At 34.6% G+C, this 26,387-nt stretch carries 27 protein-coding genes and 1 pseudogene; 7 read left to right on the top strand and 21 right to left on the bottom strand.

All coding sequences use genetic code 11. The features are described from left to right. The 9 genes from H6W53_RS14085 to H6W53_RS14125 all read right to left on the bottom strand — a co-directional run. On the bottom strand, positions 1–764 hold a 764-nt coding region (locus H6W53_RS14085), incomplete at its 3' end, for a tyrosine-type recombinase/integrase (RefSeq protein ID WP_194304474.1). Positions 765–1,018: 254 nt separating this feature from the next. Beyond that, the gene (locus H6W53_RS14090; protein WP_228460372.1) at positions 1,019–1,117 is read right to left on the bottom strand and encodes a single-stranded DNA-binding protein; all 99 of its coding nucleotides are present in this window, start codon (positions 1,115–1,117) and stop codon (positions 1,019–1,021) included. A 534-nt stretch (positions 1,118–1,651) separates the two neighbouring features. Next, positions 1,652–2,491, bottom strand: coding sequence for a toprim domain-containing protein (locus tag H6W53_RS14095; protein ID WP_024564046.1), 840 nt, complete (start codon positions 2,489–2,491; stop codon positions 1,652–1,654). A 115-nt stretch (positions 2,492–2,606) separates the two neighbouring features. Further along, complete coding sequence (locus tag H6W53_RS14100) at positions 2,607–2,843, bottom strand: hypothetical protein (RefSeq protein WP_123903502.1); 237 nt, start codon at positions 2,841–2,843, stop codon at positions 2,607–2,609. A 63-nt stretch (positions 2,844–2,906) separates the two neighbouring features. Next, entirely contained in the window at positions 2,907–4,031 is a 1,125-nt protein-coding gene (locus tag H6W53_RS14105) for a hypothetical protein (RefSeq protein WP_024564044.1), read from the bottom strand. Positions 4,032–4,081: 50 nt separating this feature from the next. After that, positions 4,082–4,309 carry a hypothetical protein gene (locus H6W53_RS14110; RefSeq protein ID WP_024564043.1) on the bottom strand — a complete coding sequence of 76 codons (228 nt, stop codon included), beginning with the start codon at positions 4,307–4,309 and terminating at the stop codon, positions 4,082–4,084. A gap of 51 nt (positions 4,310–4,360) precedes the next feature. After that, positions 4,361–5,071 carry a hypothetical protein gene (locus H6W53_RS14115; RefSeq protein WP_024564042.1) on the bottom strand — a complete coding sequence of 237 codons (711 nt, stop codon included), beginning with the start codon at positions 5,069–5,071 and terminating at the stop codon, positions 4,361–4,363. A gap of 2 nt (positions 5,072–5,073) precedes the next feature. Continuing rightward, positions 5,074–5,325 (bottom strand): DUF3853 family protein, encoded by a 252-nt coding sequence (locus tag H6W53_RS14120; protein ID WP_024564041.1) that lies wholly within the window; start codon positions 5,323–5,325, stop codon positions 5,074–5,076. Then, positions 5,325–5,609, bottom strand: coding sequence for a DUF3853 family protein (locus H6W53_RS14125; RefSeq protein ID WP_024564040.1), 285 nt, complete (start codon positions 5,607–5,609; stop codon positions 5,325–5,327). The genes H6W53_RS14120 and H6W53_RS14125 overlap by 1 nt, the downstream gene beginning before the upstream one ends. Before the next feature lie 134 nt (positions 5,610–5,743). On the opposite strand from H6W53_RS14125, the gene H6W53_RS14130 reads away from it, so the two are divergent. The 5 genes from H6W53_RS14130 (at position 5,744) to H6W53_RS14150 (ending at position 12,031) form a co-directional block, all read left to right on the top strand. Then, the gene (locus H6W53_RS14130; RefSeq protein ID WP_133159943.1) at positions 5,744–6,193 is read left to right on the top strand and encodes a hypothetical protein; all 450 of its coding nucleotides are present in this window, start codon (positions 5,744–5,746) and stop codon (positions 6,191–6,193) included. A gap of 2 nt (positions 6,194–6,195) precedes the next feature. Then, positions 6,196–6,885, top strand: coding sequence for a hypothetical protein (locus H6W53_RS14135; protein WP_024564038.1), 690 nt, complete (start codon positions 6,196–6,198; stop codon positions 6,883–6,885). A 14-nt stretch (positions 6,886–6,899) separates the two neighbouring features. Continuing rightward, on the top strand, positions 6,900–8,168 hold the full coding sequence (locus H6W53_RS14140; RefSeq protein WP_024564037.1) for a site-specific integrase: 1,269 nt from the start codon (positions 6,900–6,902) through the stop codon (positions 8,166–8,168). 115 nt (positions 8,169–8,283) lie between these two features. Continuing rightward, positions 8,284–11,307 carry an Eco57I restriction-modification methylase domain-containing protein gene (locus tag H6W53_RS14145; protein WP_228457803.1) on the top strand — a complete coding sequence of 1,008 codons (3,024 nt, stop codon included), beginning with the start codon at positions 8,284–8,286 and terminating at the stop codon, positions 11,305–11,307. Positions 11,308–11,368: 61 nt separating this feature from the next. After that, on the top strand, positions 11,369–12,031 hold the full coding sequence (locus H6W53_RS14150; protein WP_139351752.1) for a hypothetical protein: 663 nt from the start codon (positions 11,369–11,371) through the stop codon (positions 12,029–12,031). A gap of 395 nt (positions 12,032–12,426) precedes the next feature. Here the strand turns inward: H6W53_RS14150 and H6W53_RS14155 are convergent, their stop codons facing one another. From H6W53_RS14155 to H6W53_RS14210, 12 genes and pseudogenes are all read right to left on the bottom strand, one after another. Beyond that, entirely contained in the window at positions 12,427–13,368 is a 942-nt protein-coding gene (locus H6W53_RS14155) for a transporter (RefSeq protein ID WP_185207713.1), read from the bottom strand. Positions 13,369–13,375: 7 nt separating this feature from the next. Then, on the bottom strand, positions 13,376–14,452 hold the full coding sequence (locus H6W53_RS14160) for a cytochrome-c peroxidase (protein WP_185207715.1): 1,077 nt from the start codon (positions 14,450–14,452) through the stop codon (positions 13,376–13,378). Then, positions 14,445–15,272 carry an MbnP family protein gene (locus tag H6W53_RS14165; protein WP_185207717.1) on the bottom strand — a complete coding sequence of 276 codons (828 nt, stop codon included), beginning with the start codon at positions 15,270–15,272 and terminating at the stop codon, positions 14,445–14,447. The genes H6W53_RS14160 and H6W53_RS14165 overlap by 8 nt, the downstream gene beginning before the upstream one ends. A gap of 41 nt (positions 15,273–15,313) precedes the next feature. Further along, a complete protein-coding gene (locus H6W53_RS14170) occupies positions 15,314–16,552 on the bottom strand; it encodes a T9SS type A sorting domain-containing protein (RefSeq protein WP_185207719.1) in 1,239 nt (412 codons plus the stop codon). A gap of 429 nt (positions 16,553–16,981) precedes the next feature. Then, complete coding sequence (locus tag H6W53_RS14175; protein WP_123956515.1) at positions 16,982–17,347, bottom strand: hypothetical protein; 366 nt, start codon at positions 17,345–17,347, stop codon at positions 16,982–16,984. 444 nt (positions 17,348–17,791) lie between these two features. Continuing rightward, positions 17,792–18,451: pseudogene (locus H6W53_RS14180) on the bottom strand (superoxide dismutase); the annotation flags it as partial. A gap of 112 nt (positions 18,452–18,563) precedes the next feature. Next, the gene (locus H6W53_RS14185; protein WP_185207721.1) at positions 18,564–19,244 is read right to left on the bottom strand and encodes an SCO family protein; all 681 of its coding nucleotides are present in this window, start codon (positions 19,242–19,244) and stop codon (positions 18,564–18,566) included. After that, positions 19,231–19,506: a YHS domain-containing protein gene (locus H6W53_RS14190; protein ID WP_185207723.1), complete on the bottom strand. Its 276-nt coding sequence runs from the start codon at positions 19,504–19,506 to the stop codon at positions 19,231–19,233. Before H6W53_RS14190 ends, H6W53_RS14185 begins: the two co-directional genes overlap by 14 nt. Before the next feature lie 293 nt (positions 19,507–19,799). Continuing rightward, the gene (locus H6W53_RS14195) at positions 19,800–20,162 is read right to left on the bottom strand and encodes a hypothetical protein (RefSeq protein ID WP_185207725.1); all 363 of its coding nucleotides are present in this window, start codon (positions 20,160–20,162) and stop codon (positions 19,800–19,802) included. A 435-nt stretch (positions 20,163–20,597) separates the two neighbouring features. Beyond that, positions 20,598–22,550 carry a heavy metal translocating P-type ATPase gene (locus tag H6W53_RS14200; RefSeq protein ID WP_185207727.1) on the bottom strand — a complete coding sequence of 651 codons (1,953 nt, stop codon included), beginning with the start codon at positions 22,548–22,550 and terminating at the stop codon, positions 20,598–20,600. A 44-nt stretch (positions 22,551–22,594) separates the two neighbouring features. Further along, complete coding sequence (locus H6W53_RS14205) at positions 22,595–23,014, bottom strand: Fur family transcriptional regulator (protein WP_087706550.1); 420 nt, start codon at positions 23,012–23,014, stop codon at positions 22,595–22,597. A gap of 154 nt (positions 23,015–23,168) precedes the next feature. After that, complete coding sequence (locus H6W53_RS14210) at positions 23,169–24,461, bottom strand: hypothetical protein (protein ID WP_185207729.1); 1,293 nt, start codon at positions 24,459–24,461, stop codon at positions 23,169–23,171. 479 nt (positions 24,462–24,940) lie between these two features. Between H6W53_RS14210 and H6W53_RS14215 the strand changes: the two genes are divergently transcribed. Both H6W53_RS14215 and H6W53_RS14220 read left to right on the top strand, forming a co-directional pair. Continuing rightward, positions 24,941–25,924: a helix-turn-helix domain-containing protein gene (locus H6W53_RS14215; RefSeq protein ID WP_185207731.1), complete on the top strand. Its 984-nt coding sequence runs from the start codon at positions 24,941–24,943 to the stop codon at positions 25,922–25,924. 42 nt (positions 25,925–25,966) lie between these two features. Beyond that, positions 25,967–26,374 carry a type II 3-dehydroquinate dehydratase gene (locus H6W53_RS14220; protein WP_185207733.1) on the top strand — a complete coding sequence of 136 codons (408 nt, stop codon included), beginning with the start codon at positions 25,967–25,969 and terminating at the stop codon, positions 26,372–26,374. Positions 26,375–26,387: the final 13 nt, after the last annotated feature.

Below are 26,387 nucleotides of genomic sequence, written 5' to 3' on the forward strand. Positions count from 1 at the left end.
ATACTTTCGTGACCGAGAAGATTTTTGATGCTCAAAATATCCATCCCATCTTCCAGAAGATGCGTCGCAAAACTGTGCCGAAGCGTATGGACACTCACTTCTTTCAGGATATTTGCCGTTTTTGATGCCTGCTTTACCGCCCACTGAACGCCGCGCTGGGAGTAACGGGAATCGAAATCGCCACCAGCACGCCCTCCACGAGGTTCTCCAAAGAGATAATCTTCCGGTTTTTCCGCTTCGATATACTTTTTGAGCCCACGAATCAGATGTTCGGAAAGTGGTAAATAGCGGTCTTTTTTGCCTTTTCCCTGAACCACTTTGAGTTGTTTTCGACCAAAATCTAAGTCGCACAAACGGAGATTTCGAACTTCCATACAGCGCAATCCGCAGCCGTAAAGAATGCCGATCAAAATTTTATGTTTTAAAAGTTTACAGCCGGACAACATCTGCCAAACCTCCTGTTTACTAAGCACTACAGGCAGTTTTTTCTCTCTTTTAATTTCCGGAAGACTCAAATAATCATAGCTCAAACCTTCCGATTTAAGCAGAAATCGAAGTCCGTAAACGGTGTGTTTAAAATACGACTGTGAAGGTGATTTTGATTTTTTCTGAAGGTAAAAAAGGTAATCGTGAATTTGCTCGGGATCCAATTCTGTAGGAATTTTTCCGAAATGTAGCGACACCGCAGCGACGTGTCTGGAGTAATTTTGAAAGGTACTTTGGCTTCTTCCCAATACAGAAACCGTACGTTCAAACCTATGCAAAAGCTCCGCAAATCCCGGAACTTCGCGCTTTGCCTGATTGATGATCTTGTTTTCTCTAAGCTCTTCTACACTCTTTTTTTTGTTGCCATTTTACTGATTTTTAATTAGTTTTACAAAGTAACTAAATATAGCGCTGAGAAAGCTACCGAATGTTTAGTTCAACATTGTATTGGCAAAATGCGGGATGAAGTCTTGAATTGAAAAGCCTAAATATTTAGCCGCATATGCTTTTCAATTCCACTTTTTTTAGTAATTTAGTCATTGGGTGCTACCGAAAAGTTTACGACCTGTTTATCGTTTTTCAAGGTGTTGATTTCTGCATTTTTGGTAATTCTACCTACGATTGTGTTCATAATCTTAAATTTTAAAATGTTAATATTTTGTTAATTTTTGTTTTGTCAAAGGTCAAATGTTGGGAGTGAATTGATTTGGTATCGAGGACACTCGGCATTTTTCTTTTTTTATATTAAGTTAGAAAACAGTATTTTTTGCTGGATTTTTATTGTTTTTCCGTTGATTTCAAAGAACGTCTATGGTTGATTTGATTCGTACAACTGAGGTTCCGGCTTTTTCTTTGCCCATGAACATAGGACGGCACCATCCATACAAAACCCGATTCGGTTCCGCTGGATAAAGGCAGAAAATTCCGAATCGGGCTTGAAATCTTTTTGTCCGAAGGATTTAGGAGTGTCTGGAAAAATTGTTGGAGCTTGTGGAAAGAATTTTTTTAGAAACCCAAAAAGATTTTTTTGTGTGGGTGGTGCCGTCCTACATTTGCAAACGTAAAAGCCCAACCGCAGTTGGGAAACTTAATCAATGGACGTGGTTGTTAATGGAAAACTAAAGGAAATTCATTGGAAAATGGTTTCTCCAATGATTTAAACTGATCAAATATTACAAAACCACTCGTTCAAGTCCTTAAAATTATGATAAATTAAAGAGCAATCCTCTACATTTTTGTATTGACTTTTAATTTTTAATTTAACCGATTTCCCATTCTTATCATTGTCTAGAAAAAGTGAAATTTTCTCATATTGTTTCAGTTTTTCTTCCACCTTGAAAAACATTGCAGTTGAATTTAAAGTCAAGTAATCACAGTTTGAATTATCTGATTTGTCTAAATTTCGGTAGGTCAGATAATCGAAAAAGCCCTCAAATATGAGAATCTCGTTCTTGAGATTGTTATCATTAACAATCAACGTCACATCCTTTTTTCCCAAACATATTTTTGACTGTGGATTGCGAATCTCAAAACCTCCGGACTTATTCTGAAATCCAATTCCGAAATATTTTCTTCCTTTCAATTCGTAGTGAATTTCCTTAACCCTATGCTTTTGCTCAAAAACTCTTCGGGACTTCAGATACTGAATTAATGCAGGATGCTGGATTTCTTTGATTTCTAAAATCTGATTGCATGTTTGACCAGTAGTTTCGTGATATTTTATTTCATTTTGAACTCTAAAATCCAATGTTGAAAGGCATTTCAATGCTTCTGAAACGGAACATTTCTTTATCTGTTGGACAATTGAAATCACATCGTAACTTTTTCCATTTCCAAAATCGAACGCCTTGTTTTTGACAAAATCGACCGCCAGACTTGGAATTTTTTCCTCCCGGTCCAACGCAAAATAAAACGCAGTTTTCGGATTTTCTTTGACCGGAAACAGCCCGAACGACTCCAAAACCGCCCGAATTCCGACGTTTTGCTTGACTTTTTCGCAATTCATTTTTTTTCTTTTAATGCAAATTACTTATCCACATTTCCCTTTTAAATAAAAAAGACTTTTAATTTATTTTTATATTACTTTTAGCAAACGGCATTCTTCTTTTGCCACAAAGGATTTAATGGTGTTTTTCGGTGAGTTCAATTCCGAAAACTAGTGAGTTCAATTCCGAAATTTGGGTGAGTGCAATTCCGAAATAAAGCCTGTTTTGGGGTGAGTGCAATTCCGAATCGATTTTTCCATTTATTCTGATAACCGTAGTTATCCACAAAACAGCTAGGTTATCCACAATTTTTGTGTTTTCTAAATCTTCGGGTGAGTGCAATTCCGAATTCGATGCTGTTATTTTGTTCATTTTTAACATTTCTTTAACTTTAGTGAGTGCAATTCCGAATTGGTGGTGAGTGCAATTCCGAAATCAGACAATCATCGGATAGCCATTAGGGAATATTTCTCCCATTTTTGTATTTCTATACAAATGCTTGATGTGTGCCTGAATTTCAATAAGAAATTTTTGACCTTTAAAGTCGGTCGATGCTATCTTTCTCATTCTGCAGTTCCTAATAAATTCCTTGAAGGCTCTTTCAATCAGTTCCCTTGTCTGCGGTATATTTTCGTATTGATGGAAAAACTGGACTGTTTCGGCTTCGTCTAATCTATATCGTTTTTTGAAATAGAGCAATCTTCGGTTAATTTTATGACTTTGGTTAAAATTCTCTTGGTTTGATTCTATAAGTTTTTTTGCTTCTTCAAATGGATGAGAAAATCCTTTGGTTAAGATAGGAACAATAAATATGGAATCCTTTTCATACCTGTATTGGAAAGAAAAACTATTGTATCTGTCGAGATTGATTTTGATGGGCTTTAGAAATTTGAAGCAGAAATCTTTGGTATTTTTATAATTTAACCCAAACTTTTTATTGAAATTACCCAGCTTCAGCATTGTTCCCGATTCGGGAATTTTTGAAAGCCAGATGGAGAAAATAATGTGTTTGTTGTTTCTGATATTATACACCAGATGATAGAGTACATAATTATATTCGGGAATAACCAATAATTTTTTCAGCCAGTAACTGCTAATTAGAAATGTGGTAAAACCTCTTTGGTCATAGGTTGGCGTAGAAATAAGTCCGCCAAATGTTTTGATTTCTTTCCCTTTTGAATTAAGCGATTTGTACCATCCCATCTTAAATTTGGCGAGAAACTCATAGGCATCCACAACCTGCTTTGTGGAACCACTCGGAGAAATTTTACTGTTCCGGATTTTGATGGAGGCGAAAATGTTATTTTCTGTTTCAAATTCTTCATCAAATAGGGAAAGTTGCTTCGGACGGTCTTCGGGACGAAACTGTTCATTGCCGATAATTGCAACGATATTGAAAATGACTCGAAGCGCATTGATTGGGATGTCCGCCGCTTGTTGGTCATCAAAAATAAAGTCGTCCACGAAATGGTTTCCCAGCCGAATCTTGTCGGGAACTTTTTCTCCCTTGTCCTCAAACTTCTTTCGGACATGGCGCAAATCTTTTTCAGATAAAGACATTTTCTATTCTTAATGTTCCTGATTTCTTATTTCCTGATTTCAGATGGTAATTATTTGGTTCGAACAGTTTTCTTTACTAGTTTTATTTTCTCACTTTTCAGTGTTTTGTCTCCATCAATGAGATTGTAGTGTTTGTAGGAATCAACACCAGTTGCTTTGAACACCCTTTTTTCGGCTTCTCCTATATTGGGGATCCTCACTTTCTGGATACCCAGATATTCGTAAGATATTTTATTGATGGTTACTTTTTGACCAGGTTTTAAGTCAGATATTTTCATTGTTTTAAGTTTTTACGATTTGTTAGAAATGAAATCGACTTTTTATTGATTTCATGATGTTTTCGGTCGTTTGATATTTGGAATGGAATCGACGGAAACTGTATCATCATTTTGACTATTCTTCAAATAGGGCAGGATACTTTTTAATGAGGATTTCCAGTTGGAAATGGGTCTTCCAGAACTATTCCGCCAGTCGTTTTCTAACCACGAATGATATTTTTCTTCAATTACAGAGTCCAAAAGAGGCTGATAATCCTCTAAAGTTGTTGCAAACTGAATAAATTCTTCCAATTCGGGAATAATTTTTGACTTGCTGCTTTTGGAAGTATCAGTAATGGAAACTTTATCACTAGATTTACTGATTTTGGGAACAACTTCCTTGGACGAATCGCTTCTCTTTAAAGTTTCATGTTTTTCAACAATTTCCAAACTTGGTACTTTTTCGATTTTTTCCTTCTCTATTTTCTCCAGTATGGGAATATCAGATAAGTAATTTAACAGAATTCTGTAATTACAAGGAAATCCACTTTTGGACTCAAATTCAACAAGACCCAACTCGCGAAGTTTATCTTTGGTCGGTTTTACGGTTTTTCTAGTTATTCCCAATGCATTACCGAGTGCAACATCGGAAATAACGACCTTATAACTATCGTTGTCCTTTCCTAATTTCAAAAGGTACAGATAGAGCGAAATTGCCGAAGAGCCAAGTCTTGCCTTGTGATTGAAGTCCCAAAATCGGTCGATAAGTTCCAAGTAATACATTTCTAACTGCTTGCAAAAAGTTCTATAGCCTTTTTCTTGTCGATGATGATGATGTTTCCTTTCTGAATGATGGCTTCATCCAAAATTCCTGAAGATTTAATCTTGGATGCTTTTGAAATGGAACAGCCCAGAATTTTTGCCAAACCTTTTAAACCGTATTCATACATATTTTCAGAATTTAAATTTTTAGATATCTCTAAAAATTCTTTTACGGTCAGATTGCAAAGAGGTGTTTGTGGGGTTATGTTTTCCATCAGCTGTTATCTTTAAAAAGTTCTAATGCTTTTTCCGAATCAATGATAATTTTTCTCCCATTTTGAATGATGGCTTCATCAAAAATTCCCTTACTTTTCAATTTTCCTGCATGATTTTTAGAGCATCCCAATATTCTTGCTAATCCAGAAAGACCGTAAACATACTTTTCATTAAATACCTTTTCTTGTGTGGGGTTTTCTGATGATTCTTGTTTTCTGGCATCTAAAATTTCCACAAATTCACCTATGGTCAATTGCCAAATTGGTCTATTATAATCTTCCATTTTGAAATTTTTATTGTAATTTGTTCTAAAAAAATACTTATTTGTATATATTTTACTATATTTGTATTGCAAATATAAAATAAATATTGAAATATATCTATATTTTAATCTCAAAAACAAAAAAAAAATTAAAGATGACTATAACTGAAAGATTGCAAAGTTACATGACCTACAAAGGGTTAAACCCCAATAAAATCACTGTTGAAGCTGGTTTGTCTGTTGGTTTAATTGGCAGAGCTATAAAAAACAACTCGGGACTCAACTCAGATACTATTGAAAAAATACTATACACTTATACCGATTTGAATCCAGAGTGGTTTATTTCGGAATCAGGTGAAATGCTAAAAACCAACAACCAAAACATTAATAATAATGGCTCAGGAAATAATGTAAACAGCAACATTAATGGAAATATTAGTGGAAATGTTACTATTTCGCATAGCGAGTTTTCTAATATGATAGAACTTCAAAAAGGCTATCAAGAAATACAAAAAGAACTAACAGAAAGATTGAAAACCAGTCAAGAGCAACTATCGGATAGCATGAGACAGGTTACTATACTTCTTGAAATTTTAAAAAAATAACTATGAAAAGGATTTTGATAATTAGTGCTATTTTATTTGGGGGAATCGTGATTGCTCAGCAGAAGAAAAATGCTTTGAATAATTGGAAAAGTAGAGATGCGGAAATCGCACAAAAGGTTTTTTCAAAATATCAGGAAAAAGAAAATAAGAAATTAGAAGATGAAAAAGCAGATTTAATAAAAATTCAAAAAAAGTTGAAAATTGAGATAATAAACGAAGGGGACATTGAGAAATACAATCAAAATATATGGCTTCGTATTGTAAAAGTGAATAATGGAAATTTAGAACAGATTGTTGATACGAGAGATAAGGATATTTCAGTTGTTACAAATACAATGGGAACGAACAATTGGAAAGATGAAGCAGGAGGGTTTAATTATACATCTTTCACTGACTTAATGAAGATTTCCCAGGAGCTTACAAGTAATAGAAATGAAACAGGAATATTAGCAAACTCATTAAAGCCCATTGAATCTTTTGAAACCCGCGAACCTGTTTTATATTTTTCTTTAAAAATCTACACACATAAAAACAGTTCAGAACAAACAACTTTACCAACCTTGTCCAAAACAATAAATATTTATGCTGACAACCAACTGATAAAGACTTTAAAATACTCTTTAGATGACTTTATAAAAGCAGAAGGAGTGTCAATACGGGACTTTAAATTGGGTTCTATTGAAAATCGATAATCAATTTTTCTAATATGAATATAAAGTATCACGCTCAATTTCTTCTTGACAGGGAAAAAGACAATCCTACTGCAAAACTGCGATATCGCATTAAGTGGGATGGCAATATTGTGGCTTTCAATTTGGGATATAGAGTAGAAATACAAAAATGGAGCAAGGAAACACAACGCTGTAAGGCCAATACAACTCACGGCGATAAGAAAATTTTCGCAAGCATTATCAACAGGAAAATTCAAGAATTTGAATCGGCTTGTCAAAGAACTTTTCAAAAATTTGAAGTTGATGTAATGTCTCCATGCTCAAAACAATTCCGTGAATCTTTTAATTGCGAAGTTGGGAGAACTTCGAAAACTGAAATTGTAGAAGAAAAGTCTTTTTTTGATGTTTTTGACCTATTTACTCAAGAAGAATCAAGAAACTCATATTGGAAAGATAAAACCTTGATGAAGATGAATACGCTAAAAAACAAGTTAACAGAATTTAATCCCAATTTAAAATTTGACAACTTGGATGAGGAGGGCTATAACAAGTTCCAACATTTTTTGGAATCAAAAAATCATAAAAACTCTACTATTCTGAAAGAGTTTAAGTCTTTAAAGTGGTTTTTAAAATGGGCAAAAAGAAAAGGATATCAAACAAATTCCTATTTCGAACTATTTCAACCAAAACTAAAGAACATTCCGAAAAAAGTTATTTTTCTTTCACAGGATGAATTGAAGAGATTTCGTGAATATGTAATTCCCGAAAACAAAAAACATCTTGAAAAAATTCGGGACGTTTTCTTATTTCAATGCTTTACCGGTCTGCGATATTCTGATGTTTTTAATTTACGGAAATCGGACGTCAAAGAAAAACACATTGAAATAAATTCTATAAAAACATCTGATAATCTCACAATCGACCTTAATGCGCATAGTCGTGAAATTTTGTTAAAATACAAAGATGAAGATTTTGTGCAAAATAGAGCTTTACCCGTTATTAGCAATCAAAAAATGAATGACTACCTAAAGGAGTTGGCAGAGTTAGTAGAAATTGATGAACCTATTACGCAGACTTATTATATGGGAAAAAAAAGAATTGACGAAGTGTTACCGAAATATTCTTTACTTGGAACTCACTGCGGTAGAAGAACATTTATTTGCAATGCATTATCACTTGGGATTCCTCCGCAAGTAGTAATGAAGTGGACTGGACATAGTGATTACAGCGCCATGAAACCCTATATAGATATTGCTGATGAAATAAAAGCAACCGCAATGGAGAAATTTGATTTAATAATTTAAATATTGGGACAAGGGGATTTGGTAATGTTTTTTAATCGGCAAGAATTATATTTTATTGTAACTTTGCAATAAGGTGAAAAATTCTGAACTACATAAACTTCTGATTAAGTTAAACTTGGAAAATACTGTTTTTTATAAAAATGAACAGGATGGCTCTTATGATTTTGATTTTCATCCGGATATCCTAAATAAAATTAAAAGAATTTCTCCCGATGCAGTCTATGTATTCAATAACCAACCTTTATTACTGTTTTTTGATTTAACCAATTCTGATGATTTAAATAAAGAATCTGAGATACATAAAAAAGTTTGGTCTTTTGATAATTCCCCAATCGTTTTTATATTAAAAGACAAAGATATTTCTATCTATAATGCTTTAAATTATATCAAAAATAAAGATGGTAGAGGCGGTTATCTCCAAGAGGTTGAAATATCTGATGAAGAAAGAGACGAGAAATTTTCTTTTTGGAGTTTGCAGTCGGGGGAAACTTGGGCTTGGTTTCAAGATGAATACTTGTCTAAAAAAAACGAAAACCAAACACGGGTTAATCAGAGACTATTTCAAAACATTAAAGATGTACGAAATTATTTAACTGATAAAACAAAATCAAATTTTCTTGATGAGAAATCTGCCAATTCTTTGATTCTAAGATTAATTTTTATTCGATATTTAATTGATAGAGGTATCAAGATTGATGAGGCGTATATTTCAGGCGAATCACTTAATGAAAAAAGAAAAAACTTTATTCTTTTAATTTCAGAACCTGAAAAACTCAATCAATTATTTGAAAGACTTAATGATAATTTCAATGGTGTTCTTTTCAAAGAGACAGATATAAAGTTAAATCAAATTCAAGCAAATTATTTAGCTGATGTTTTTAAAGGAGAGCTTGAGCAACAAGGCTCTTTATTTGAAGGCTCTTTCTTTGAGATTTTTGATTTTTCAATTATTCCTGTTGAAGTAATATCGGGTATTTATGAATCTTTGATTGATGATGAGACTAAAGATTTAGATTCAGCAGTTTATACTCCGTCTTTTTTAGTTGATTATATTTTATCAGATACTGTTGATAAATATCTGAATCAAAATAATGTTTCAGAATGTAAAATTTTTGAGGTTGCAGTTGGCTCGGGAATATTCTTAGTTCAATCTTTGAGAAGAATGATTGAAAAAGAAATTGAACTTAATGGAGATTCAAATAAAAATGAATTTAGTAACAAAATTAGAGAAATTGCTAAAAATAATCTGTTTGGAATTGATATAAATGAAGAGGCTCTAAAAGTTACTTGTTTCTCAATTTATATAGCATTATTGGATTATCAACAGCCAAAAGACATTGATAAGTATCCATTCCCTAATCTTTTAGGGACTAATCTTTTCAAAGCTAATTTCTTTGATAAGTCACATGATTTTACTAAAGTAATAAAAAATAATCCACCAAAATTTATATTGGGGAATCCACCATGGAAAAGCAAAAAAGAAGATGTAGTTCATGTTAAATGGTTAAAGGACAATAAAAAAACAGTTGGCAGATTTGAAATTGCTCAGTCATTTCTTTTGAGAGCTAAAGATTTTATGAGTGATGAAACACAATCGGCACTCATTGTTACTAGTACAATTTTCTATAATGTTTCACAAAAAACTAAAGGATTTAAAAAGGATTTCTTAACTACATTTTGTGTAGAAAAGTTTTTTGATTTATCCCCAGTAAGAAGATTAATTTTTGAGAAGAAAAATAGTCCTGCTAGTATCGTTTATTTTAGACTATCAAAAGATAATGATTGCCAAAAGAATATAATTAATCATCAATCAGTTAAATTTAATCGTTTTATCAAATATTTCAAAATGTTAGTTATTGAAAGGTTTGATCAAAAAGCGTTACCACAGAAATATTTTTTAGAAAATGATTGGATGTTTAAGGTTGCCTTATATGGAAGTTATTTGGATTTTAATTTCTTGAAAGTATTACCTCAAAAAAATATTGGGTCAATTATCAATAATAACACTATCTATAAAGGGGCTGGTATAGAAAGAGGGAAAGATCCGAATTTTTTTCCAGAATTAATTGGAATGAAAATTTTAGAAAACTCTCAGATTGAACAGGGCTACACTAATACCAAAAATTACAAATCTCTAAATAAAGAAGACGTTTATTTGTCGAGGGGGAGAGATAAAAATATTTTTTTGGGCAATAAAGTTTTATTTAAAGAACAGGCTCTTAATGAATCAGAACCACTAATTTCTTTTTCAAGTGAGGATTTTGTTTTTAGAAAAGGGGTGTTTTCTATCTCTTCAAAAACTGAAAATATTATATTATTATTATATTCTTTACTTAAATCTGATTTAAGTCAATACTTTCTTTTTCTAATTTCTGGTGCCTGGGGAGTAGCAACTAGACCCGCTATAAGATTTGATGAAGAATTACTAAGGATGCCATTGCTTGATTTTGATAAATCAGTATTAGAAAAATTGGTTAATAATGCTAAATCAATTATTGAATATTATGCCACTTTTTATGACAAATTTAATCTTGGAAAGCCTTCTGTAAATCATTTTTTGCTCCAAAAAAATAATCAAATAATTAATGACTCTTATGGTGTCAAAGACTACGAGAAGGATTTAATTGATTATGCTTTAAATGTCTCTCGTTATCAGTTTCAACAAAGCAAACAGCATCTTGTTACTAATTTTAATGATTCTGACCACCGTAACCAAAAACAAGTTTTAGAGAAATATGCCGATGTTTACATAAAAGAATTTGAGGAAATATATTATGATGAGTTTGTAAAAGTTGAGATTTTTACAATGAGACATTTCATTGCAATGAATTTCATTATTACAGACAAAAAGCCAAAAGAAAAAATATCATATCCTAAAAATACTGATGAAAAAGATGTTTTGGAGAAACTGGCAAATAATTTGACTATTGAAAGAATAACAGATACCAGCGACCCATCAAAAAATCTATATATTCAAAAGGATATAAAAGGATTTGAAAGTGATTCTTTTTATATTATAAAGCCAAATGAATATAAATGTTGGCATCGTGCAATGGCATGGTATGATGTTGCAGAATTTAAGCAGGCTATTCAAGAAGCAGAATTAAAACGTCTTAATAACATTTCTGCCAATGATTAGTAACGCCGATAATTTTAAAAAGAATAGAAATCGGGTTATAGAATCTCATGTTAGGAAAATAATGAGATATGTAATTGACTGCTATCATCTTATTTTAAAGGATGGAAAGAAATATGATTATGCTACAAGGGGGAAAATAAAGCAAGAAGATTTTTTAAGAAATGGACTTGTTGATGATTATATGAGGGAAAATATCAATCTTTTAAATGACAGCCCCATTAATGAATATTCAATAGAGAATTTTATCAATAAGGAATCTGCTGAATCATATTATGATGCTAAGGATGGTTTAATGCATGACGATAAAATAGATATTAAAATTGATTATCCTTATTTGAAATTAGATTTAGAAGATAAGTTGACTTATTTTGCAATAGAATGTAAAAGAATTAAAACTAATACAGATTCTATTGCTTACATAGGTGATACTATAAAGTTTTCACAGAGAAGCTATGTAAAAGGACGAATACCTTATGAAGGGCAAATCGGATTTATTGAAAACCCCAAAATATCCCATTCTTCAATTTTTCCAATAATAAATAAAAAGTTAAAATCTAATAAAAATTTGACTACTATTAAAGATTTGCAGTCTGAGATTCTTGCACCAAACTTTGAAGGTTCTTACAGGTCTCTACACCAAAAATCAAATGAAACAAAAGACAAGTTTTCAGTCTTTCACTTATTGTTCGATTACTCCAAAATCGTTCTAAATAATTATGACTAAATTAAGAAGGTTGAACTGAATTGATTTTGGTCCCTACTTCAAAAATCAGGGACAAATTCAAGGGATGTTCAATATTGTTTATAACGCTTTAATGTTTCTTAAATATTTGTAAATTATTTAAAATCAACGAAATGAATATTTATTGTGTTTTATTGAAGTATATTAATATTCCCCTACGGGCTACAAAAGAGATTCATTATTGAATCTCTTTTTTGCTTTCCATATTCATATCTTTACATAAAACTTTTGCAGGATATTGTTACTCTTACTTCAGGATAATTGGTAACAGCTTTGTAATGATTTATCATCTCATCCGTCATTGATATTCCAAATCTAAAAAAAGAAAAACCTCCATTATACAATGAAGGTTTTTAAGAAGAATGAATATCTTAAATCTAAATCCCAAAATTCACGAAAATGCTGAACCGGGATTTGGCTTCAATATCTCCTCCGGCAAGATTTGTGTAAGCAGGAAGCATTACTTCACTTCCCAAACTGAATTTTTTGTAGGAGGCTTCAAAACCTAATTTTCCGTACAAAGCACTTCCGGCGGTTTTAGGCATTACTTCTCCGAACTGTCTGTTCCAGTCGTAGACTTCCCCCTGCATTCCGAATTTCCCAGAAAGAATACTGTTTTCATTTTTCCAGAGTCTATAAAATCCTGTTGCCGCATAATTCCACTGGTTTCCGAAACGGTAATGTTTTTTATTTTCTGTTTTTAAAGTATAATCAGTGTTCAGCAATACCGCCAGTTTATCTTTCTGAAATTTATAGTTTAAAACCATCTGATAATCCCAGCTTCCTGTTCCGAGCTGAAAACTGGGATTTACTCCGGTGATTCCTTTTTCATCAAATTTTCCGATCGGAATTTTCACGCCGAAACCTCCATTCAGTTGATGGGAAGAATCTTTGGAATCGATGATCTGATAGATTCCCATTACATTCGCATCTCCGATTCCTTCAATTTTGATATCTCCCTGCAACGTTTTTTTGGTGTGAAACTGAAACGGAATACTTGCATATACACTTACATTTTTGGCAACCGGAATTTTTCCCCAAAGCTGAACCGTATTGAAATACTGATCCTGCGTAAGATCATTGACGAATAAATTTTCTTTGGCTCTGTAATGCTGTGCAAAATATTTAACGCCGATAAACTGAGGATTCAGTAAAGATTCAAATCCGGAAGAACCGTTTCCTGCGGCGCAGCCACATGCATCGCAATCATCAAAGACCATCGGACTAAATTCTTTACGAATAAATAAACTGTCATTGATTTCTTTTGCCTGACTAAAAAAGCATCCGGCTAAACCCAATGTTAAAAATATCTTCTTCATGATTTTATTATTCTGCAAATTTTGGATTCGTTATAAAAGTTTTATCGCTTAACGTTTTCAGAAATGCGATGATGTTCTGTTTTTCAGAAGCGGTCATAGGAATTCCGGTGTGTCCGTTTTGTTTCAGCAACGGATCGAGATTAGGCTGGTTTTCTACATTATCAGAATAAAAATTCATAACTGCTTCCAAACTATAAAGCCTTCCGTCGTGCATATAAGGTGCTGTATATTCTACATTTCTGAGGCTTGGAACCCGAAATTTCATATTGTCATTCCAGTCCAGCGTTACACGATATCTTCCTCTGTCGTCAAACTGCGGATTATAATACATTCCAGTATTCCGATAGCTTTCATCGGTAAATAAGTCTCCCGAATGACAAGATGCACATTTATTCTGAAACAGAGCCATTCCCTGATTTTCTTCTGCTGAAAATACTTCTGTTCCTTTTTTCATCCTGTCGTACTTTGAATCCGCGGAAATCATGGTTGCCATAAACTGCGAAATGGCTTTGAGAATTTTTTCACCGGTAATGTTTTCGTCACCGAATGCTGCTTTAAACATTTTCTTGTAATTTGCATCAGCATTTAATTTTCCTACCGCTTCAGGAAGCGAGCTGTCCATCTCAAAATCTGTGGTAATGGGAACCAGAGATCTTTCGTCCAGATTGTGACTGACTCCGTCCCAAGTGTAATTTTTCAGAAAAGCCATGTTCTGTATTGGTGGTGCATTTCGGATGCCTAATCGGTCATCAATTCCATGACTTACGGTGTGACCGTGATGGGTAAAAGCATATTCCTGAATATGGCAGAATCCGCATGAGATGGTATTATTTCTGGATAATTTTCCTTCGTAAAAAAGTTTTTTCCCCAATGCTACTCCATTCACCGTGACCGGATTTCCTGTAATATCAAAAGTGATGTCCGGAAAACCCGCAGGTTTGTCGAGACGATAAGCTTCATCTTTTGGCAAAGGCTCCAAAACCTCATCTTCCGTGCAGGAAGTCAGGGGAAATACCACAATAAAGAGAAAAATCCAAAGAGAGCAGAATTGCCCTCTTTTGGATTGTATGAAAAAATTAATCATTGTGAACGTGATCTACTTTAAACATTTTAGAAATATTATTGGTAACATTCACCAAATGCTGGTTTGATCCCATTGCCATGTCGTTAGAAGTATCCAATGTTAAAGCAGTCTGTCCGCTCAGATATTGGTTAAGATCCGCTAAAATGTGAACTGATGGTGTAATCTGTTTTGATACTCTTGCCGTTGAAGGAAAATCAAGGGTAATTTCACGGTAAAGATCTGCAGTGTTGTTTGCTGAAGTGTTCCCCATATTTCCACAGTGGTTCATGAATTCTGTAGTGGCTGAAGAAGTTCCGTATTTACCTTCCAGTTTTGTGAAGATGTATCCTGCCGCCCAAGACCAAGCCATTCCTGCGGTTTTTGCTTTCTGCCAGAAAACGCCCTGTCCGCTTTGTCCCAAAAGGTAAGCGGACTGACTGATTCCTAAACCGATTCTTACTTTTTTATAATTGTTTTTAGGAACTTCTTTCAGGTTGATGTAATTAATTCCGGCAACCGCTTCTGCCTGATCTACGATAAAGGCTCCGTTATCCGGATCATTATAATGGTATTTGAATTCTCCTCCGTTTTCATCAATTAAAGTGATGTTGCTGATTACATATTTCAAAGTAGAAAACTGGTGTTTTTGTCCGTTAACGGAAGTTTGTGTAGTCTGGTTTAAAACGATGTCTCCAAGATTATTGAATCCGTTTTCGAATTTTAGCTGTAAACTTCCCGGAGTCGTGTCCAGAACTTCTTCATCGTCATTATTGCTGCAAGATGAAACGGTAAGTAATGTAATTGCTACGAAGAGTAATGATAAGAATTTGTAAATTTTCATTTTGATTAAATTTAATTGTAAAAATTATTGTTGTTTAGTATTTATTTTTTGATAAATTTTAAAGTTTCATGTTCTTTTTTCCCAAAAAGATGAAGGAAGTATACTCCCGGTTCTAAACTCTGAACCGTAAGTACAGAATTGTTTTGAACGGAATTGTTTCCTGTAACATCTCTCCCTGAACCATCAAAAATTTTGATGCTTTCAATCTGATATTTCGCAGTTATATGAATGACCTCATCTGCCGGATTAGGATATATGGAACTGGAAACGGTATGCTTAATCTCATCCTGAGTAGAAAGTGTTCCGTTGAAGATAAATTTCTGGATGCGGTGGTTTCCCATGTCTGTAACATAAAGATCTCCGTTTGGCGCCACAAAAACTCCTCTTGGACTTTTGAACTGATCTGCTCCACTTCCATTGCCGTTTCCTCCTGCAATCACATTTCCACTGGTCTGTCCTTCTTTCCAGGAAAGGATTCTTCTTCCTGTGTATTCAGCAATAATCATTGTTCCGTCGTTCATCATAAAAATACCGTTGGGTGCTTTCATTTGATTATTAGCGGTTCCGGAGCCATTGCCTCCCGCAACTGTTACTGCATTTGTACTGCCTGAAGAAAATTTCTGTACCCTGTTGTTAATATAATCTGTTACATAAAGATTCTCATTGTTGTCTACATAGATGGTTCCGTTAACAGAAGGATTGGCTAACTGATCTGCATTTGCGCCATAAGTACCCGCAGCAGCCAAAGTTCCGGAAGAATCTCCTATTGCCCATTTCACAATTCTGCTGTTTCCTGCATCAACAATATAGAAGGTGTTTCCTCTGAGATAAAATCCACCGGGCTTGTTTAGTTGATTAAGTGCTGCTCCTTCTCCATTTCCTCCGGCAACAGTAATTCCTGTTACGGCATTGGGTTCCCACTTTTGAATTCTTGCATTAAACGAATCCAGAACATAGATATTCTTATTATCGTCTACCCAAACACAAGTAGGAGTATTAAGCTGATTGGAATTGCCTCCCGAACCATTTCCTCCGGCAACAGTAACTCCCTGATTTAATGCCGAATCCCATTTTACAATTCTATGGTTTTGGGTGTCTGTAATATATAGATTGCTGCTGCTATCAATAAAAACAGAGTAAGGAAAATTAAGCTGACTATTTGCACCGCCCGCTCCGTTTCCTCCGGCAACGGTAATCCCCTGAGTATTCCACGAATATTGCTGGGAGAAAATAAGATTGAAAAAAGAGAAAACTATTACAGATAATATTTTTTGAAACATATCTTTATAAAATTTCGATCCGGGATATTTTTGCTCCGGATATATATTAAACAAATAAGAGAATCGGCAAAATGCTCTAATGAACTGATCTGTAAAAATCAATTATGGAAACGAAACGATTTCTTAAACCCATTCTGTTATGAGCAGATCCCGATTCTCTTGAAGAAAAAAGTTTTGTTGATATTTTTGAGGAATTTTCTGAACACTATTTTACAGGATTTTATAAAAAACACAGTTTTTATTTTCAGCATTGCGTATCCTCTGAGATATAAGGAGACCAAAGCCCAACGATTACAGCCGTGGCATTACAGCTAAACGTTTAATTTATGCAATTGCTGAACATTGACATTGTAAAACAATATCAGAAAAACCTTTATAGATTGTCCGGAAAATTATTCTTCTGCATTTTCAGAAACAGAAGAGATTATGCTACACTAATGGAGGATGAAAAACCTGAAAATAGTGTAAATGATGATAAGAATCGGCTTTGAATGTACCGACAGTATTTTTCAGAATATTTGATTTAAGGATGAAGCTGTCGTCTAAACTTTCATTTACGATAAAGATATCTATGGAATTCAGACTTATTTTCTGACTGCTTTTATTTCCCTGCTCCTGAGTTTTTGAGAGTTCTTTTGAAAGGTAACATTTACCGTTACACATTAACTCTGGTTTCATTCTGTTCTCACAAAGTTCTTTAGTTATATAGTCGTAATTAACTGTATAATCTATAAATGGCAATATCGGACGTATTGTCATCTGAATAATCATGAAAATAGAAATGATATATTTCACGGAGCAAATTTAATAATACTTTTTGTTTTGTTATATGATATTAAACATAAAAAGGCAACTTACAAAAATTAATAAGCTGCCTTTTATGTAAATCAATTAATGTTCATCCTCAGCAGAACACAATCCTACAATTGTATGGAAAGTATCGTGCAGAGCAGTAAGAGATTTTGTAATATTTGCATCAGAATCTTTTTTCTTGATTTGTTTTTCAAGATCCTGACTGTCCTTAGAAAGTTTTGCAATGGCTTCCTTCACGCCTTTTTTGTTAAATTCAGCAGGAACAGCCGAAGTTTGCAATGCTTTTGCTTTTGCCGCCATTTCTGCTGCTCTTGTTTTGATAGGCTGAAGATTGCCTTCTTCCGCAGGATGGAAAGTCTGAGACATCACGGTATGAAAATCTTTCATAGCCTGCCAATCATCGAATTTCCCTTTTTTTGCTTTCGTTGCCTCTTCGTATCTTCTGCTGATTTCTTTCCAGTTGGTTACGTTCCAGATCGCGGTTAAATAATCTGCTCTTTTGTTCTGATATTTCAGGTAATATGCGTGTTCCCAAACATCGATCCCGAAAATAGGGGTTCCTTTTTCTTCTACAACGTCCATTAAAGGGTTATCCTGATTGGGTGTTGAGGAAACAAATAATTTTCCGCTCTTATCCACAGAAAGCCATGCCCATCCTGATCCGAAACGGTCGGCTCCTGCTTTTGCCATCTTTGCTTTAAAAGCATCCATGCTTCCGAATGCTTCATTGATTGCTTTTGCCAGTTTTTCAGAAGGTTGTGTATTTTTTTCAGGGGTTAAGACGGTCCAGAACAACTCGTGATTGTAATGTCCTCCTGCGTTATTTCTTACGGCAGCCGGTAATTTTGAAGCATTGGACATGATCTCGAACAGGGTCTGTTTTTCCTGCGGCGTTCCTGCGATTGCTTTATTCAGGTTCGCAACATACGCTGCTGCGTGTTTGGAATAATGAATTTCCATTGTCTGTGCGTCGATATTTCCTTCCAACGCATTGTAAGCATACGGCAACGGTGTCTGCTTAAACTGTGCAAACGCAAACTGCGCTGCAAAAACTGCACTCAGAGCAGCTACTTTCAAAATCTTCATACTATTTTATTTTTATGTGATTTATTTTGGCTGGGAGACAGATGATGGAAGCCTGAAGTTCTTTTACATACTCCATAAAACTTCCAGCCTCTAACTTCCATTTTCCAAACCTCTATTTCAATAATTTTTTAATATCCTCTATCAATATTTCTCTGTCGGGATGGTATTTTCCTGTCAGTTTCGGAGTTTTTCCTTCCGTATCTTCATAATTTAATCCCGAATAATACAAAATCGGCATATTGTCTTTATTGTATCGGCAACGGATGTTTCCTTCTTTATCTACAAGGGCAATCATTCCGCTATGATTAAGACTTTCGCTTTCATCTTCCTTATCTCCGACATAAATATTGAACTGATCTGCTAATTTACCAATATAATCTCTGTTTCCGGTTAAAAAATGCCAGTTCGGAGATTTTACGCCAATTCTTTGTGCGTGTTCTTTTAATGTCTGCGGAGTATCATTTTCCGGATCAATGCTTATAGAGATGATTCCGAAATCCGGATTGTTGATTTCATCTTCAATGGCTCTCATGTTGGTATTCATAACCGGACAAATCGTGGGACATTTGCTGAAGAAAAATTCGACCAGATAGACTTTTCCGAGCATATCTTTATTGGTAACCGTTTTGTTGTTCTGATCGGTCAATTTGAAATCGGGAACTTTCATTACAGTGTACAAATTCTTTTTGAAATACCCCATTCCGACACCTATTCCCAGAAAAAGCAAAGCGATAATCACAATCGGAACGATTACTTTGCTTTTGGAATTGCTGGTCTTTTTATTTTTTGGCATATTTCTCAGGATTCTTTTTGAATTCGTCTTTACAGTAAGCACTGCAAAAACCGTACGTTTTATTTTTATAGATTGCCGTATCTTTCATATCGGCTTCGGTGGGCATATTGCAGATGGGATCTACCGCATTGGCAAATTTCACTGTTTTTGTTCCGGAATTTGCAGTTGTTTTTGCTTTTTTATGCTTTACTTTAGGGGTTTCCTGTGCACATGCCATTAATGAAAAAGACAATAATGCTGTTAAAATAAGTTTTGATTTCATTTTTATTTACATTGAAATTATTAATGTTTGAATGGATTGATTTTTTAACTAAGCTTACTGATGAATTTCTTGCTTTATCCTTAATTAATCATAATGTCTTGTAACGCTAAGATCACAAAGATTTTTATGACGACAAATTACAGATAACTACAATAAATCTAATTTAACGCTAAGCTCGCAAGTTTTTTGTAAACTTAATTTTTATGGGTTCGCAAAGGCGTTAACACTCAGCAAGTGATAGCTATACTTTATTTTTAGTATCAATTCAGTTAAAGAATTAGCTGAAAATAATATTAAGCTAAAGGAGGATGGAATATTCTGGAAAAATATTCTGAAGTATGGAAATTGATGTAACGCAAGTCTGAGTTTTTGTTTAAAACACTCAACTGACTATTATCTGAAAAGGAAAGTATTTCATGGGAGATAAAAACATCAAGTCCTGAAATTTTTACTGTCTGGTTGGTATTGGACTGTTTTTCTGTTTTTGCCAGTTCTTTGGCAACGTAGCATTTTCCTTTGCAGGTGGATTGCGGAATGTTTCTGTTTTCACAAAGGTTTTTTACGATGTAGTCATAATTAACGGCATAATTAATCAAAGGCAAAACGGGACGTAATGCAATCGTAAAAATGATAAATATGGAAACGAAAAACTTCAATGCGATATTCTACTTTACAAATATACTAATGAAATTTTGTTTTTAAGATAGATTATGATGAAAGTCAGTTTTGGTAATGGTTTAATTGTACGCTTTATTTTCGTAGAGATTTTTTAGATCCCAAAGCTTCGGATAATAATTTAAAGCATTAAAATCTGCGGAAACTTTATATTTTCTCCCGCAGATTTTGCAGATAAAGCTGATTAATATTCTACCGCGAAAACCACCGATTTTCACAGATGAATACAAATACTTTATGATGAAACTAAAGAATCTGCGAAATCTGTAGGAGAAAATAAATTTTGGCTAAAGCCGGATTGAAAATTTATCCTTGCAAACGGGCTAAAGCCCGTTCCTATTGATGAGTAAACATATTTTAACAATATGTGCGCGATATAATAAAATTCTATCATCCTACTTCCCTCTTCCGGCTTATTAAAACTTCATCCGTTGAATTCTTACCGCATTTAAAATGGCAAGTAAAGCGACTCCGACGTCGGCGAAAACAGCTTCCCACATGGTTGCCAAACCTCCTGCCCCGAGAATAAGAACAACGGCTTTGATGGAAAATGCCAGAATGATATTTTGCCACACAATTTTTTTTGTCTGTTTTCCAATGTTGATTGCCATCGGGATTTTACTCGGCATATCATCCTGAATGACAACATCTGCTGTTTCAATTGTCGCATCACTTCCCAATCCGCCCATCGCAATTCCGACATCGCTTAACGCTACAACAGGAGCATCATTCACTCCGTCGCCTACAAAAGCAACGGTTTGATTTTTTGCTTTTATTTCCTTTACTTTATTCACTTTGTCTTCGGGAAGCAGATCTCCGTAAGCATTCTGAATGCCTAAAATATCGGCGACGTGTTTCACCACAGAGGATTTATCTCCGCTGAGCATTGTGGTTTTTACTCCTAAAGATTTTAATTTATTGATGGTTAATTGTGCATCAGTTTTAACAGAATCTGCAATTGTTAAATACCCTACAAATTTGTTGTCATATGCAACAGCGATTAAAGTGTACACGATATTTTCAGTCTGAATATCGTATTTGATGTCGAATTTATCCATCAGTTTGAAGTTTCCGACCAAAAGTTCTTTTCCGTCGATGGATGCTTTTAAACCATAACCTGCGATTTCTTCAACATTTTCCAACAGAATCGAATGATCGACTTCTCCCACATATTCATGAATAGCCGTTGCTACGGGATGTGAGCTTTTACTTTCCAGAGCATTAACGAGTTTTAAAATATCATCTGTATTACATTCATCATTAAAATTAACTTCCTGAACTTTGAATACGCCTTCCGTCATCGTTCCGGTTTTATCCATCACTACATTCTGAACGTTTGCCAAAATATCTAAGAAATTGCTTCCTTTAAATAAAATTCCGTTTCGGCTTCCTGCTCCGATTCCTCCGAAATATCCCAAAGGAATAGAAATCACTAACGCACACGGACAGGAGATCACAAGGAAAACCAAGGCTCTGTACAGCCACGCTCTGAACTGATACTCTTCTATAAAAAGATATGGTAGAAACGTGATTCCGATTGCAAGAAATACGACAATCGGGGTGTAGATTTTCGCAAATTTCCTGATGAATAATTCAGTAGGAGCTTTTTGAGCGGTTGCGTTCTGAACGAGTTCTAAAATTTTGCTCAGTTTGCTGTCTTTGTAAGCGGTTGTCACTTTTACTTCGCTTACTGTATTGAGATTGATCATTCCGGCTAAAACAGTTTCACCTTTTGTTTTGGTATCGGGTTTACTTTCTCCGGTTAAAGCAGAAGTGTTAAATGAGGCGGTTTCAGATAATAATTCTCCGTCTAATCCTAATTTCTCTCCAGATTTTAACTGAATAATAGCTCCGATATTTACTTTTTCAGCTTTTACAATTTGTGGTTTTCCGTCTTTTAAAACGGTCACCTCGTCGGGACGCTGATCGAGTAAAGATTTGATATTGCTTTTGGCTTTGGTTACTGCCATTGCCTGAAAAACTTCTCCAACGGAATAAAAAAGCATGACCGCAACTCCTTCCGGATATTCTCCGATGGCAAAAGCGCCCACGGTTGCGATTCCCATCAAGAAAAACTCGGAAAATATATCTCCGTTTTTTATGCTTTCAAACGCTTCTTTCAAAACCGGAATACCAACCGGAATATAGGCGATGAAGTACCAAACCAGACGAATCCAGCCGGAAAACCATTCAGCTTTGATGAAATGATCCAAAGCGATTCCTATTAATAACAATCCAAAAGAGATGATTGCAGGAAGAAACATCCTGAAAACAGACTGATCTCCCGTCTCATGAGAATGATCGTGGTCGTGACCTTCATGATGATGTTGGTGATCTTTTTTCGGTTTTGTGCTGCAGCATTCTTCCATAACTTAAATTTTTATTCAAAATTACAGTCAAAATGCGTGCAATGCTATTGCAAACTTTCCAGACAGTTTTCGCAGATTCCTTTAGCAAAAAGCCTTATTTCGTCGATCCTGAATTGGGTCTGAATGTTTTCGGGAAACGAAATATCTTCTTTACAGGTGGTCTGTTTGCAGATTTTACAGTAGAAATGAAGATGCCAGTCTTTGTGGGTATGTTCATCGCATCCATCGTGGCAGAGTTTGTATTTTGTTGTCGTATTTTCCTGAATGCTGTGTACGATTCCTTTTTCTTCAAATGTTTTCAGAGTGCGGTAAATGGTTGTCCGGTCTGCATTTTCAAAATGATTTTCAATTTCTGAAAGAGAAAGGGCGGCTTCCTGAGAACTCAAAAAATCGTACACCAAAATCCTCATGCTTGTAGGTTTGGTATTTTTATTTATTAATTTATTCTCAATGTCCTTTTTCATACGATTTTATTTAGCATATCCATTTCAAAGTTAGTGGTTTTAAAATTTGTTTCTGTGAATGTTCATTCGATTTTAATAAAAAAGCTAAACAGCAAAAAGAGCGGTTCATTACAAACCACTCTTGAAAAACACACTGCTTCAAAATACTGAAGTGTTAGTATAATCTTTGGATCGACAGATAAATTACTCTCATATTATCTGCTGTACTTGTTGTATTCATATTATCAACTGTTGGGAAATAATAGACTCTGTACCATTTATCATCTAAAGAAAGATCCATTGTAAGTACTTCCTGATGTCCTCCTTGCCCGCTTCCTTCTGTTCTTGGTATTGTAGATCCTAAAATATCATTATATCCTACTCCATAGTAAATTCCGTTATCCAGTTCCATGTACGCAGAAGGAGCAAGGGTAGCTCCTGAACCTGTAGGTGTGCTTGGAGCCAAAAGATAATTTGAGGCATTAAAACGGTCTACGTTGGTTAAGGCACTAAACCACAGTTTCACCGGAGATGAAGATGTATTTACCAGTCTTGGCCACATCGTTACGCTTCCGTTTCCTCCGTTGGAAGCTCCGTTAAACCATGCATCAAGTCTTATTTTTCCTCCGATAATCGGCAAATCTGTAACAAAAGCACTCATCCAGCCAGAGACATTTGCGGAAAATCCGGCTTTGTAAAATACGAGATCTCCGGGAGCCAGTCCGTCTCCTGCTCCAATTACGGCATTACATGTTTTGCCTCCGATATTTAAAGAAAATGTGGTTGTAATGGGACTTGTTACGGTAGGTGTTCCGGAAACGGTATAACTCAGCGTTCCTGAGCCGGAGTTAAAATTTCCTGCGGATAAAGTTGCGGTAAGTCCGTTTACAGGACCTATTGTCTGTGCAGCATAAATTCCTCCGTTTCCTCCGGTATAAGCGACATTCATTGTGCCGGTATAAGGAACTCCTGTTGTGTATGTACTTGGAGAGAGGGTAATTCCGTTACAGGTAATTGTTCCTACTGTTCCGGGGGCTAAAGATCCGTTGTTGAAGGTTCTCCATTCTGTTCCGTTCCAAAAAACATATCCGTTATAGACTAATCCTCCGGTTCCTAGATTGTAAACCAAAAGTCCTGTTGCCGGAGAAGGGATGGTTGTCTGGTCTGTCTGTGAAGTTAGTGCTGCTTTCGGACCCAAAAAGCCTTTCTTGCTTCCTGAAGCCAGTCCGTCCACATTCACGTCCAAAAGTGCAGAAGAATTTGGCGAGTTGGTTCCAATCCCAACATTACCGGAAGAGGTTACCACAAAATCATTTGCCTGTTGTGCAGCCGTAGGATTTCCTGTTGACGGATTGTCTTTTGCTCCGTCTACATGAAAAATACCTTTTGGATTGGATGTATTAATCCCCACTTGGGAATAAAAAAGATTAAAGGCCACGATGGTCATCGATAAAATAATTTTTCTCATAAGAATGTTTTTTTAAGGGATTTTGAAAAAGACTTTTTAAAAACTCATTTTCAGTTTTGCTTCATTTGTTGTTTTTAGAATTTATAGACTCTGATTGATCTGCTTATTTTTTATGCAGATTAAATATTCTTTATATACTGACTTTATGAAAATTCGGAATGACGTGTTTAATTAATATTCATTATCAATTTATTTTCTCTAATTTTGAACTCTATTGTTCTTTTTGTTTGTAATAAATAAAAAGATCTTCATCACCTTGTCACAAAAATGCCCTATTCTTAGAAGCATTGATCTTGTACATTTTTTAGTTAAAAATTGTTTTGCAAAGTTATTTCCTCTGATAAATCAAAAAAAGAGCTATGCAAATCATAATTCTGAAAATGATTTACAATGATTATATTTGCTTACATATCAATACTTTAAAAAAGTCATTTATTGAAAATGCCTGCTTAAACTTGTAAAAATGAAGTAAAATACAAATGAGTACAAAATTTGAACAAATTGAAAAACTGAAACAGGAACTCATGGACAGGTATGTGATTCTCATGCTTGCCATTTTAGCTTTTTATATTTTTATCTTTACATTTTATACTTATGATAATTTTCTTATCTGGTATTTGGGATCGGCATTATTTTTTCTGGGATACACTTATTTTCTGATGAGAGGAAGATTTAAACAATCTACAATTGTTCATCTTCATCTTTTAATTGCGCCTCTTTTCAATATTTATATTGTACTGGCATTTTGGGATTATTCTGTGGTAAGTTTTTGCTGGTATCTGCCAATTCCTATCGGAGCCTACATTTTCTTTACAAAAAAAGAGGTTTTTCTTTACACGCTTTATACCGTACTTATTATTTTAGCCTGTTATTTTATTACCGCAAATTTCAATCTGGAATTTCCTGAACGTACCCAGAAAACGGTTTTGTTCACAGATATTATCATCATTATTTCTAATATTTTAGTGGTTACGCTGCTTATTTATTATAAAGACAAAATAAGAAGGCTGGAAATTCTTTCGGAATTTGAGAAAACAGAAAAGATAATAATTGCAGAGGATAAAAAAACAGCGGATATCTCTGCCGAAAGTACTGCCGAAAACATAGAGAGTATGGAAAAACTTTTTTCCAGAATTGAAATTTCCATGAGCGAAAAAATGTTGTTTAAGGATATGAAATTCAATCTTTCTGCGTTGAGTGTTGCATTGGAAGTTAACAGCAGTTATATTTCAAAAGCAATCCGTTACAAAGGATATCCTAATTTTAACAGTTATCTGAATACGTGCAGGGTAAATTATGTGAAAAAACTATTCACCGAAATCGATTTTCAGAAAGCAACGTTAATGTATTTGTACACGGAAGCCGGTTTTTCGAACCAGTCGACTTTCAACCGTGCTTTTAAACAGATTGAAGGGATAACGCCTTCGGAATATTTCCAGAAACATCTTAAAAATACCATTTAATTGTGTTTTTAAAATGTGCTATCTTTGGATAAATTATTTTCAATGAAAATTCTTATCGTGAATGGTCCCAATCTAAATTTATTAGGAACCCGAGAGCCCGAAATTTACGGAACAGTTTCCATGGAGGATTATCTGGATCGTCTAAGAACCGATTTTCCTTCCCATCAACTGGAATATTATCAGTCTAATATCGAGGGTGAAATTATCAATCAGCTTCAGAAAGATGAATTTGATGCTCTAATTATTAATCCGGGAGCTTTTACGCATTATTCTTATGCTATTGCCGACTGTTTAAAGAATATCCGTAAACCAAAAGTTGAGGTTCACATCAGCAATATTTACAAAAGAGAAGAATTCCGCCAGAAATCTGTAACAGCAGCAAATACAGATGCTGTTTTATCCGGTTTCGGAATGGATGGTTACAGACTGGCTATTCTGAGCCTGAAATAAATTTCCGAGAAAT

This window comes from Chryseobacterium sp. C3, from assembly GCF_014218905.1.
Taxonomy (GTDB): domain Bacteria; phylum Bacteroidota; class Bacteroidia; order Flavobacteriales; family Weeksellaceae; genus Chryseobacterium; species Chryseobacterium mucoviscidosis.